General features: G+C 63.9%; 13 protein-coding genes. 1 reads left to right on the top strand and 12 read right to left on the bottom strand.

Annotated elements, in window-relative coordinates; genetic code table 11:
* Nucleotides 1–226: 226 nt before the first annotated feature.
* Nucleotides 227–1,480 (bottom strand): UDP-N-acetylglucosamine 1-carboxyvinyltransferase, encoded by a 1,254-nt coding sequence (murA, locus tag A5707_RS10605; RefSeq protein WP_065014446.1) that lies wholly within the window; start codon nt 1,478–1,480, stop codon nt 227–229.
* Between the two features lie 59 nt (nt 1,481–1,539).
* Between murA and A5707_RS10600 the strand changes: the two genes are divergently transcribed.
* Nucleotides 1,540–2,130, top strand: coding sequence for a cob(I)yrinic acid a,c-diamide adenosyltransferase (locus A5707_RS10600; RefSeq protein WP_065014445.1), 591 nt, complete (start codon nt 1,540–1,542; stop codon nt 2,128–2,130).
* Nucleotides 2,131–2,135: 5 nt separating this feature from the next.
* Here A5707_RS10600 and A5707_RS10595 read toward each other — a convergent pair whose 3' ends face one another.
* The 11 genes from A5707_RS10595 to A5707_RS10545 form a co-directional block, all read right to left on the bottom strand.
* Nucleotides 2,136–2,579 (bottom strand): DUF2550 domain-containing protein, encoded by a 444-nt coding sequence (locus A5707_RS10595; RefSeq protein WP_065014444.1) that lies wholly within the window; start codon nt 2,577–2,579, stop codon nt 2,136–2,138.
* Between the two features lie 14 nt (nt 2,580–2,593).
* A complete protein-coding gene (locus A5707_RS10590) occupies nt 2,594–2,959 on the bottom strand; it encodes a F0F1 ATP synthase subunit epsilon (RefSeq protein WP_065014443.1) in 366 nt (121 codons plus the stop codon).
* A gap of 45 nt (nt 2,960–3,004) precedes the next feature.
* Nucleotides 3,005–4,456, bottom strand: coding sequence for a F0F1 ATP synthase subunit beta (gene atpD, locus A5707_RS10585; RefSeq protein WP_065014442.1), 1,452 nt, complete (start codon nt 4,454–4,456; stop codon nt 3,005–3,007).
* Between the two features lie 25 nt (nt 4,457–4,481).
* Nucleotides 4,482–5,405, bottom strand: a complete 924-nt coding sequence (locus tag A5707_RS10580; protein WP_065014441.1) for a F0F1 ATP synthase subunit gamma — start codon at nt 5,403–5,405, stop codon at nt 4,482–4,484.
* Nucleotides 5,406–5,411: 6 nt separating this feature from the next.
* Entirely contained in the window at nt 5,412–7,061 is a 1,650-nt protein-coding gene (gene atpA, locus A5707_RS10575; protein WP_065014440.1) for a F0F1 ATP synthase subunit alpha, read from the bottom strand.
* 46 nt (nt 7,062–7,107) lie between these two features.
* Entirely contained in the window at nt 7,108–8,448 is a 1,341-nt protein-coding gene (locus A5707_RS10570; RefSeq protein WP_065014439.1) for a F0F1 ATP synthase subunit B/delta, read from the bottom strand.
* A 5-nt stretch (nt 8,449–8,453) separates the two neighbouring features.
* Nucleotides 8,454–8,972 (bottom strand): F0F1 ATP synthase subunit B, encoded by a 519-nt coding sequence (locus A5707_RS10565; RefSeq protein WP_065014438.1) that lies wholly within the window; start codon nt 8,970–8,972, stop codon nt 8,454–8,456.
* A 9-nt stretch (nt 8,973–8,981) separates the two neighbouring features.
* Complete coding sequence (locus A5707_RS10560) at nt 8,982–9,236, bottom strand: F0F1 ATP synthase subunit C (RefSeq protein ID WP_065014437.1); 255 nt, start codon at nt 9,234–9,236, stop codon at nt 8,982–8,984.
* A 75-nt stretch (nt 9,237–9,311) separates the two neighbouring features.
* Entirely contained in the window at nt 9,312–10,064 is a 753-nt protein-coding gene (gene atpB, locus A5707_RS10555; protein ID WP_065014436.1) for a F0F1 ATP synthase subunit A, read from the bottom strand.
* Nucleotides 10,057–10,524, bottom strand: coding sequence for a hypothetical protein (locus tag A5707_RS10550; protein ID WP_065014435.1), 468 nt, complete (start codon nt 10,522–10,524; stop codon nt 10,057–10,059). The genes atpB and A5707_RS10550 overlap by 8 nt, the downstream gene beginning before the upstream one ends.
* A 234-nt stretch (nt 10,525–10,758) precedes the next feature.
* Nucleotides 10,759–11,949, bottom strand: a complete 1,191-nt coding sequence (locus A5707_RS10545) for a glycosyltransferase family 4 protein (protein ID WP_065014434.1) — start codon at nt 11,947–11,949, stop codon at nt 10,759–10,761.
* Nucleotides 11,950–11,970: the final 21 nt, after the last annotated feature.

Here is an 11,970-nt window from a genome sequence, read left to right as displayed (position 1 = left end):
AAAGCAAGACACCAAAAACTGGCATCAAAAACACCACACCCCCAACCACGGGACGGCCAAAGGGCATGGCAAAAAAACAACAACAAACAAAAACCACCAAACACACTATTGAGTTCTCAAACAACACCCGTGAACAGGCAACCCTGCCACTATACTCCGCGGCACAGGCGCGGTCAACTCCGGGTCGTTCCGCTATAGAGGCTCGACGAGAGTCGTTAAGTCCCAGTTATTCTACCCGCTCGATCTCCGCCCCGAGACTGACCAGGTTTTCCACAAACAGCGGATAGCCGCGATCAATGTGGAAGACATCGTGCACTTCTGTGTCGCCGTCGGCTACCAGCCCAGCGAGCACCAGACCCGCTCCCGCCCGGATATCCGACGACCACACCGGCGCGCTGGACAGTTGCGGGATGCCCCGAACGACTGCGTGGTGCCCGTCGGTGCGGGCATCGGCGCCGAGCCGGATCATTTCCTCGACGAACCGGAACCGCGCCTCGAACACGTTCTCAGTGATCATCGAGGTCCCGTCGGCGATCGACGCCAGGCCGATCGCCATCGGCTGCAAATCGGTGGGAAAGCCGGGGAAGGGCAATGTCGCGACGTTCACCGCTTTCGGGCGCTCGTACTGCGCTACCCGGAAGCTGTCGTCGGTCTGAGTGACGGTGGCGCCGGCGTCGTGGAGCTTGTGCAGCACGACCTGCAGATGCGCTGGGTCGATACCGGTCACCGAGATGTCGCCCCGGGTCATCGCGGCCGCGATGCCCCAGGTCGCGGCGACGATCCGGTCTCCGATCACCCGGTGCTCGGTGGGATACAGCCGCGGCACGCCGGTGATCGTCATCGTCGGCGAACCCGCGCCTTCGACCTGGGCGCCCATCTGGTTCAACATCGTGCACAGGTCGACGACATCGGGTTCGCGCGCCGCATTGTGGATCGTCGTGACGCCCTCGGCGACGACCGCGGCCATCAGGATGTTCTCGGTGGCTCCCACTGATGGGAACTCCAGCTGAATCTCTGCACCGCGCAGCGTATCTGCGTGGGCGACGACGCAACCGTGCTCGATGTTGCAGTGCGCGCCCAGTTGTCGCAAACCAGCCTGGTGCATGTCCAGCGGACGTGATCCGATGGCGTCGCCCCCGGGCAACGCAACCTTGGCCCGTTTGCACCGTCCGACGAGGGGGCCCAAGACGCAGACCGACGCGCGGAACTGACGGACCGCGGCGAAGTCGGCGTCGTACTTCGGCTCGTCCGGGGAGGTGATGCGCACGGTTGACCCGGACAGTTCGACGGTGGCACCCAGGCCGCGTAGCACTTCCGCCATCAGTGGGACATCGAGAATATCCGGGCAATTGGTGATCGTGCTGGTGCCCTCGGCCAACAGCGTCGCGGCCATCAACTTCAGGACGCTGTTCTTGGCGCCCCCAACAGCAACTTCGCCAGATAACCGGTTGCCCCCGGTCACCACGAAACGCTCAGCCACGCAGGTCAGTTTAGTGAGCGGTACCGCGCGTGTCAGTCAGCCCGGTACCGTTTTGAGCCATGGCCGTACACCTGACCCGCATCTACACCCGCACCGGCGACGACGGGACCACCGGGTTGAGCGATTTCTCGCGGGTGCCGAAGACCGATGCGCGGCTGGTCGCCTACGCAGACTGCGACGAAGCGAATGCAACAATCGGCACCGCAATCGCGCTGGGAAATCCCGAACAGCGCATAGCCGACGTGCTGCGGCAGGTCCAAAACGACCTCTTCGATGCCGGCGCTGATCTGTCGACCCCGGTCGTCGAGAATCCGAAATATCCCCCGCTACGCGTCGGCCAGCCTTACATCGATCGACTGGAAGCGTGGTGTGACGAGTTCAACGAAGGTCTGCCAGCGCTGAATTCCTTTATATTGCCCGGTGGTTCACCACTTTCGGCGTTGCTTCACGTCGCCAGAACTGTCGTGCGCCGCGCCGAGCGCTCGGCGTGGGCAGCCGTCGACGAACATCCCTCGGACGTCAGCACGCTGCCCGCGAAGTACTTGAATCGCTTGTCCGACTTGCTGTTCATCTTGTCTCGGCTGGCCAACCCCGGCGGCGACGTGCTGTGGCGGCCGGGCGGCGGGCAACTCGAGCCGCCCGCCAACTAAGAGCATCAGGTGCTGCGGCGCCGCGCCCGCGGCGAGGGACGAGACTCCAGCCACGACAGAAACGCGGTCAATGCGCCTCGGTCAAGAGCGATTTCATATCCCCACCGGCGGTCCTGGGTTGTGTCGCGCAGTTCCAGTACGACGATCTCTTCGGTCATGATGTCGAATTCGTCGCCGCGTGGTGAGCGTCGCGAGATGATCTCGATACCACGCCTGCTCAGCCGGCGATCAGGCCACAACCGAACGCTGGACAGCCGATAGAACGCGGCCTCGCCGCCGCGGTATCGGATTACCCCGTGCCGCCAGCCATGGCCACCGGTGGCAGGGATGTCGCGCATGATGGCCGCCGTGCCGCCCTGGCGCAGCTTCCACAGCCGATAACTCAGCGCAACAACGGCAATTCCCAGCACGGCGATGAGCACGACCATGGCGATCGTGGGCGCGCTCATCGGCCGCTGCCGCGCTAATCGAGCGCGCCGACGGCGCGCAATCTAGCGCGGCCCCGGGCCGCGGTGCGTGGGTCGTCGGACTCGGAGTCCTGTTTGGCAGCGGCCTCGTCGATCTCCGATTCGAATTCCGCGGACTCCGCGAGAATGCTGACGCCCTCCTCGGTTACCGACAGAAAGCCGCCGTCCACCGCAATACGTAAATCGTCTTCACCCTCGCGCTCGACACGCACCATCGCGTCATCGACCAACTGGGCGACTAGAGGGATATGCCTTGGCATGATACCGATCTCGCCCACGGTGGTACGGGTGAAGATGAACGTCGCCTTGCCAGACCAGATCTTGCGGTCGACGGCGACGATCTCGACGTCCAACTCGGCCACGTCACACCCAACCTTCCTTGACGCTTGGTCGCGGGTAAGAACGAATCACAGTTTGGCGCCGAGGCTTTCAGCTTTCTTGGCCAGGTCGTCGAGACCGCCGATCAAGAAGAAGGCCTGCTCGGGCAAGTGGTCGAACTCGCCCTTTGCCAGTTTGTCGAATGCCTCGATGGTCTCCTTCAGCGGCACCGTGGAACCCGGCTGGCCGGTGAACTGTTCGGCGGCCATCATGTTCTGGGAGAGGAACCGCTCGATGCGCCGCGCACGCTGGACTTGCTGCTTGTCCTCCTCGGACAGCTCGTCGATACCGAGGATCGCGATGATGTCCTGAAGGTCCTTGTAACGCTGGAGGATTCGGATGACTTCCTGCGCCACGCGGTAATGCTCGTCGCCCACCACGCTCGGGTCGAGAATCGTGGAGCTGGAGGCCAGCGGGTCCACCGCCGGGAAGATGCCCTTGGAGAACACCGTTCGGCTCAGCTCGGTGGTGGCGTCCAAGTGCGCGAAGGTGGTCGCCGGGGCGGGGTCGGTGTAGTCGTCGGCCGGGACGTAGACGGCCTGCATCGACGTGATGGACCGGCCCCGCGTCGAGGTGATGCGTTCCTGCAACTCGCCCATCTCGTCGGCCAGTGTCGGCTGGTAGCCCACCGCCGACGGCATCCGGCCGAGCAGCGTCGACACTTCCGATCCGGCCTGGGTGAACCGGAAGATGTTGTCGATGAACAGCAGGACGTCCTGCCCCTCTTCGTCGCGGAAGTACTCCGCCATCGTCAGCGCGGACAGCGCGACCCGCATACGGGTGCCGGGCGGCTCGTCCATCTGACCGAACACCAGCGCGGTGTCCTTGAGCACGTCGGCCTCGCCGAGCTCGACCCACAGGTCGTTGCCCTCGCGGGTGCGCTCACCGACACCGGCGAACACCGAAGTGCCGCCGAAGTTCCGGGCGATCCGGTTGATCATCTCCTGGATGAGCACGGTCTTGCCGACGCCGGCACCGCCGAACAGCGCGATTTTGCCGCCGCGCACATACGGCGTGAGCAGGTCGACGACCTTCAGGCCGGTCTCCAGCATCTCGGTGCGCGGCTCCAGCTCGTCGAACGCCGGCGGCTTGCGGTGAATCGGCCAGTGGTCGAAGTCCTTGCCGTAATCCTTCTCGTCGAGGCAGTCACCGAGCGCGTTGAAAACGTGGCCCTTGACCCCTTCGCCGACCGGCACCGAGATCGAATCGCCGGTGTCGATCACCTCAACGCCACGCACCAGCCCGTCGGTGGGCTGGAGCGAGATCGTGCGCACCAGGTTGTCGCCGAGGTGCTGAGCGACCTCCAACGTCAAGGTTTTCGCCAGCTCTTTGAACGTAACCTCGGCGTGTAGCGCGTTGAACAGCTCCGGCACGGAACCCCGCGGGAACTCGACGTCGACCACGGGCCCGGTAACCCGCACCACGCGGCCGTTGGTGTCGGTCTTCTCTTTCTTAGCCGACTTTTGGGTGGTAGCAGCCATGTCTTCTTCGCTTCCTGATGGGGTCTTAGCTGAAGGCCTCGGCGAGCGCGTTTGCGCCACCAACGATTTCGCTGATTTCCTGAGTGATCTGACCCTGCCGCTCGCGGTTGGCCGCCAGCGTGAGTTCCTTGATTAGGTCGTCGGCGTTGTCGGTGGCCGACTTCATCGCCCGCTGACGCGACGCCAGCTCTGACGCTGCCGCTTCGAGCAGCGCCGCATACACGCGCGTGGTCAGGTAGCGCGGCAGCAGCGACTCGAATAGCGTTGTGGCATCGGGCTCGAACGAGTACAGCGTGTGCAGACCGGTCTCCTCCCCGACGTACTCGACCACCATCGGGGCGATCCGGTGTGCCACGGCCGATTGCGACATCATCGACTTGAACTCGGTGTAGACGATGTGCAACTCGTCGACGCCGGCGGTGTCGTCGGATCCACGATCGTCACCATTGTCGCCGGCCCCGGACATGAAGGCATCAACCAGCGTGTCGGCGATCTCGACGGCGTTCTCATACTGCGGCTGCTCGGAGAAACCGGTCCACGATTCGACGATGTCCCAATTCCGGAAAGTGTAGTAATTCAGCGCCTTTCGACCAACCACATAGAGCACCGGCGTCTTGCCTTCCTCCCGTATCAGGGAGAACAGCTCCTCGGCACGACGAAAGATGCTCGAGTTGTACGCGCCGCAGAGGCCACGGTCGGACGACACCACCAGAACGCCGGCCCGCTTGCGGTTGGGGCGCTCGACGAGCAGTGGATGATCCAGAGCCGCTTCGCTGGCCAGAGTCGTGAGCATCCCGGTGATGCCGGTGACATAGGGGCGAGCCGACTCGAGGCGGGCCTGCGCCCGGCCGATACGCGACGTCGCAATCAGCTCTTGGGCTTTGGTGATCTTCTTGATCGACCCGGCGGAGCGAATTCTGCCCCGCAATTCGCGAAGGGTGGCAGCCATCCTTGATTACTTCTTCTTCTTTGGGGCGGGCTTGTGGACGCGGACCGCTTCTTTACCCAAGTCTTCTTCGTCGAGGGCTTCGACGTGCTCATCGGGCACCACCGACCCGCCGCCGGTGGCCGCGAAGCCCTTCTTGAAGTTGTTGACCACCTCGGTCAGTTTGTCGGCGGTCTCTTCGCTGAGCTTCTGGGATTCCCGAATCTCGGAGAGGATCTGCTCTTCGGAGGCCCGAACATGGTCGAGGAACTCAACCTCGAAACGGTTGATGTCTTCGACCGGCACCGAGTCCAGGTGGCCGGATGTGCCCAAGAAGATCGAAATCACCTGCTCCTCAACGGGCATCGGGCGAGATTGCGGTTGCTTGAGCAGCTCGACCAGTCGCGCACCGCGCTCCAACTGTGCTTTGGACGTGGCGTCGAGGTCGGAGGCGAACGCCGCGAACGACTCCAGCTCGCGGTACTGCGAGAGGTCCAAACGGAGACTTCCGGCTACTTCTTTCATAGCCTTGATCTGCGCCGCGCCGCCCACCCGCGACACCGAGACACCGACGTTGATGGCCGGGCGTACACCCTGGTTGAACAGGTCGGACTCCAGGAAGCACTGGCCGTCGGTGATCGAGATGACGTTGGTCGGGATGTAGGCCGAGATGTCGTTGGCCTTGGTCTCGATGATCGGCAGACCGGTCAGCGAGCCGCCCCCCAACTCATCGGACAGCTTGGCGCACCGTTCCAGCAGCCGCGAATGCAGGTAGAACACGTCGCCGGGATAGGCCTCGCGGCCCGGTGGCCGACGCAGCAGCAGCGAGATCGCCCGGTAGGCCTCGGCTTGCTTGCTCAGGTCGTCGAACACGATCAGCACGTGCTTGCCGTCGTACATCCAGTGCTGCGCGATCGCCGAGCCGGTGTAGGGCGCAAGCCATTTGAAGCCGGCCGAATCCGACGCGGGCGCGGCGACGATCGTCGTGTAGTCCATCGCGCCGCCTTCTTCCAGAGTGCGGCGCACGGCGGCGATGGTGGTGCCCTTTTGGCCGATCGCGACATAGACGCATCGCACCTGCTTTTCGGCGTCGCCGGATTCCCAGTTCTGCCGCTGGTTGAGAATGGTGTCGACGCATACCGCGGTCTTTCCGGTCTTGCGGTCGCCGATGATCAGCTGACGCTGGCCGCGCCCGATCGGGGTCATCGAGTCGACGGCTTTGATACCGGTCTGCAGCGGCTCCTTGACGCCTTGACGCTGCACCACCGATGGCGCCTGAATCTCCAACGCCCGGCGGTCGTCCGCGTCGATGTCGCCGCGGCCGTCGATCGGCTGGCCGAGCGGGTTGACCACCCGGCCGAGGAACGCATCGCCGACCGGGACTGACAGCACCTCGCCGGTGCGCTTGACCTGTTGGCCTTCTTCGATGTTTTCGAAGTCACCCAGGATCACCGCGCCGACACTGTGTTCGTCGAGGTTGAGCGCCACACCCAGCACACCGCCGGGAAACTCGAGTAGTTCCTGGGTCATCACCGACGGCAAGCCCTCGACGTGCGCGATGCCGTCCCCGGCGTCGACGACGGTGCCGACCTCTTCGCGCGCGGTGTCGGAGGTGAACGAGCTAACGTATTCCTCGATCGCGCCCTGAATGTCTTCAGCGGCGATTGTCAACTCTGCCATGGCTTTTCGTCTTCCTGCTTGTTGATTGTGATGTCCAATTGGTGTTTCAGTCCGGCAGCTGGGTCTCGGCTGCGGCGAGACGCGACGAAAGCGTACCGTCGATTACCTCGTCGCCGACCGAGATGGAAAGTCCGCCCAGCAGTTTGGGGTCGATCTGCATCTGCACCGTCACTGGGTGGCCGTAGATCCGGCTCAGCACCTCGGTGAGCCGGGTGCGTTGCTGGTCGCTGAGTTCCGCCGCCGCACTGACATGCGCGACAACCTCGCCACGGCGGGCCACCGCCACCTCGGCCAAGCCGAGCACAGCGTCTTCGGCGGGTTCGCCCCGCAACAACTCGATGGTTTGGGACAGCAGCGCGACGGAGATCGGATTGACCCGCGTGCCGGCGCTGTCGAGCACCTTGCGCAGCAACTGGACACGGCCTTCGGCGGGCACGCCGTAATCACCGAGCAGTACTGCCAGCCGAGGCTCGGCGTCGAGGATCCGACTGAACCAGAAGAGCTGATCTTCCACCTCGTCGACCTGGTCGGTCCGTTCGGCGCGCGTCAACAATGCTTGCCGCGCAACGTGTTCGATGGCATCGGCCAAGTCGGAGTTGGTGGACCAGCGGGCCGACACGGCGGCGCGGAGTATGTCAAGCGTGGGTTCTTCGACCTTGTCGGACACCAGCCGCTCGAGCAACCGGACTCGGGCGGCCGCATCCTCGGAGGGCACTGTCAGATACCGGGTGACCACGACTTCGCGGTTCAGCATCGCGGCTACCGATGCCAGTTCGTCGCTCAGGGTCGACAGCTTCTTGTCGTCCAAACCGTCGGCGATTTCGCCGAACCGGTCCACCAATTCGGTCAGCGCCCGGCGGCTGGCCGAGCGCAACCTCGCCAGAACCGGATATTCGACCTCGGCTTGTGACGGCGCCATCGCATCGAGGTCGTCGAGGAAGCGGTCGACGGTGGCGGCTTGCTGGGCGGCGTCGGCGACGTAACCGCGTACCAATTCCCCTGCCCGCCGCACGGATTCGGCGCCGAGGTCCTGGCGAAGCTGACGCACCAGCTGCGCCCGCAGTAGCTCGACCTGCTTGGCGCCCTGAACTTTGATGCGCTCGACTTCGACGTCGGCCTGAGCCCGCAGTTGCTCGGCGATACGTCCGGCGTCTGCGTGGGCCTCTTCGGTGACCCGGTGCGCCTCCGCCTTAGCCTCCTCCAGCGCCTTGTTGTGGGCGTCGCTGGCCTCGGCAAGCCGCTCGGCGGCAGTCGCGGAGTCTTCCAACTCTTTTCGCACCGTCTCTTGGCGCTCAACCATCAGCCTGCGCACCGGCGGGACGACGAAGCGCCACACCAGCAGCACGATGACGATGAATCCGGCCAACTGCCCGAAAAAGGTCGACATCTCGGTTACCGCCCCGATCCGGCGGTCGTGATCGAGGTGGTGATTTCGACCCCCAGGATGCGGTTGGCCAACGTCGTGGAGATGCGGTCCACTTGCGAGCGCAGCTCGGCTGCGACCGCGTCGCCCTCCCGCTTGAGTTGGTCCCCGGCGTCTCGCAATGTCGAGGACACCTGCTCTTCGGCGCGAGCACGCATGTCCTCGACGACCTTGCGGCCCTCGGCCCGGGCGTCGTCTCGGGCGGCCGAGGCCTCAACCCGGGCTTCGGACATCGCTTTCTCGTAGTCTTCCTGGGCAGCGGCGAACTGCTCGGCCGACTTCTTGTTGTCCTCCAGCGTCTTGGTGACCATGTTCTCGCGCTCATGCAGCACCCTCATGATCGGCGGCACAACGAAAGTGCCGATCACGCCGAGCACGATCAAGAAGATGATCAGCTCGACGAAAAAGGTGCCGTTGGGAATGAGGAAGTTGTTGCCTCCCTCGGCTGCCTGGTTGGTGGCCAAGGCCAAAGCGCTCATATCACCCATCTCTATTGATCAGGCGAGGGGGTTGGCAAAGACGAACAGCGCCATGAACGCCAGGTTGATGAAGTACATGGCCTCCACCAGACCGACGGTGATGAAGAACGGCGTGAACAACCGGCCCTGTGCCTCGGGTTGCCGAGCAACGCCGGAGATCAGCGCGTTACCGGCGATGCCGTCACCGATAGCGGCACCAACGGCGCCGCCGCCCAAGATCAGTCCGCCGCCGATGAGCGCACCCATCGCGATTTGCGGATCTACTCCTGCCATTCCATACCCTCCTTGCTGGCTGGTAGCGGTCTACCAGTTTTCTGTCGTGGTCCTGCGCTCGGCGAGCCGGCCCTGTTAGTCGTGTTCTTCCAACTCCATCGCCTGGGCGAAGTACAAGATAGTCAGCAGCGCGAAGATGAACGCCTGGATCAACCCGACGAACAAATCGAACGCCTTCCACACTGCGTTGGGGGCCCACATGACAAACGGCGGGAACAGCGCGATCAGCGCCACCAGAATCCCGCCGGCGAAGATGTTGCCGAAAAGCCGGAGCGACAACGAGACCGGCTTAGCGACCTCTTCCACCAAGTTGAACGGGGCCATGAACGCGACGTGGCCCTTAAGCACTCTGAACGGATGCCCCAGGATGCCGCGGCGCCAGAAACCGGCCGCGTGGTAGCAGATGAAGACGAACAACGCCAGCGCCAGAACGTAGTTGATGTCGGCGGCCGCTGACGAAAGCAACTCGCTGGCATGCCCGTGCTCATCCTTGTACTGCAGAGGAAGCACCGACAGCCAGTTCGAAATCAGGATGTAAACGAAGATCGTCACGGCCAGCGGCAATACGAACGGCGCGATCCGCATGCCGATCGCGCTCTCGATCTGGTTGCGCATACCGATGGTGATCGCCTCGAAAAACAGTTGGACTCCACCCGGCACTCCGCTCGAGGTGACTTTGGCGCGCAGGAAGAACGCCAGCGCGATCACGATCACCGCGGCGATCGCACTCGACAAGATTGTGTCCGTGTTGACGGTCAGCCCGAACCAGTCGGCTTTGTGATGCTCACCGACTTCGATTGCAGCCTCGGCCAGCAGCGCCCTAGTCATCGCCGTCTCGCCTCCCCTCAGTTCCGGCACCGTCCAGCCCCAGGTCGGCGGTTCCCGTGCGTAGCTTTTTCCAAACCGGCAGTGCGGTGCTCAGTACTAGTAACACCTGGAAAAGCGCAAGCCCGAACACCACACCGAGTCCCTCGGGCTTGAAGATGAAGGCGATGACCAGCCCGATCACGGAGATCACCAACAATCGGCCCGCCGAATTGACCGCCATCTTCGACTTGAGCGGGTGCGCGTCGGCGGTGATCACCGCGACCGAACGCCGCACGCCGAGTGCGTTGAGCAAACCCATCAAGAGGCCGATCCCGAAGAACACACCGACCATCAGGTGGCCAAGTGAAGCGGCGGCGGCGATCGCCACGGCGGTCAGCGCAACGCACACTATGAGTAGCCGAACCGGCCGGAATGCAACAGACGGAAACACCAACGGCGCGTCCTGCGCTGGCGTTGTCACTGCTGCACCTCAGTCCTCGCTCGGTCGTCGCGTGGGGGGCGTTGCCTGGTTGAATGTTGCGTGGCCCGTTGAGCGTATCGGAGGGCAATCAGCACGCTCGAGTCACCCAAGGAATAGCTCCCCATGTCGGTCTTACAACGGCCGATCAGACGTGAGTCCGACGGCCGGGTGGCCGGCAACCCGCGAGGTTTCTTCGGGTTCTAGCTGCACCGTACCACATCGGCGGTGACTCTACTACTCCTCGTCGTAGACGTCGTCGCGGCGGCGTAAAAGCGGAATCAACGTCGCGATCGTCGCGATCGCAATCGCCCCCAGCATCACCGCTCCGGTGTCGCGCGGGTCGAAGAAAATCGTGCTTGCCGTGCCAAACGCGACGATGCCCACCCACAGGTAGATCAGCAGCACCACCCGACGATGCGAGTGACCGATCTGCAGCAGCCGATGGTGCAGGTGCATTTTGTCGGGACTAAATGGGCTCATTCCGGCCCGGGCACGCCGGATGATCGCCAACAGCATGTCCAGCGCCGGCACGAACATCACGGCCACCACCAACAGGAATGGCGACAGCAGAGCAAACACATCGCGGGCGCCATACGCATTCTGCGAGATCGGGCCGGCAGCGGTCGTCGACGCCGCGGCCAGCATCAGGCCGATCAGCATGGATCCGGAATCGCCCATGAAGATCCGGGCCCGGTGGAAGTTGTGCGGCAGAAAACCCAAACAGGCCCCGGCGAGTACCACCGAGATCACCGCTGGCGGGTAGAACAGCACGTCACCGCCGTGGTCGCGCAGCATCCCGACCGAAAACATGCAGAACGCCAGCGCGGTGATCAGTCCCAATCCAGCTGCCAGACCGTCCAGGCCGTCGACGAAATTCATTGCGTTGACGACAGATACGGTCAATGCCAGCGTGAGCAGGATCGAGGAGACCTGGTCTAGCACGATGGTGCCGACCCCGCCGAGCGGGATGTACAGCACGCTCCAGGCCACTCCCATGGTGACCAGCACACTGGCCGCGGTGATCTGCCCGGCGAACTTCGTCAGCGCGTCCAGGCCCCAGCGGTCGTCGATCAGGCCGATGCCCACGATCACCGCGCCGGCGACCAGCACAGCGGGCATGCCCGACGAGTAGACGAAGCCACGGGTCAGCGCGGGAAGCTGCGACGCGAGGAAGACGGCGGCCAGGACGCCGAGGTACATTGCCAACCCACCCATCCGTGGTGTCGGCGTCACGTGCACGTCGCGTTCGCGCGGGTAGGCGACCGCGCCGAACCGAGTGGCCAGCAGGCGTACTGGTCCGGTCGCGAAGTAGGTGATGATCGCGGCGGTCAGACCCACCAGAACCAGCTCGCGCAGCGGGACTCCGGCGCCGCGATCGGACAGGGCGAGCAGACCGCCGGCAAGGCTGTCCACGTCGCTAGACATTCGCAAGACCGTACTCCACGC

The organism is Mycobacterium kyorinense (assembly GCF_001672775.1).
In the GTDB taxonomy this organism is placed as follows: Bacteria; Actinomycetota; Actinomycetes; order Mycobacteriales; family Mycobacteriaceae; genus Mycobacterium; species Mycobacterium kyorinense_A.
Note: the sequence above shows the minus strand (reverse complement) of the source record. Positions and strands in the feature narration are given on the sequence as shown.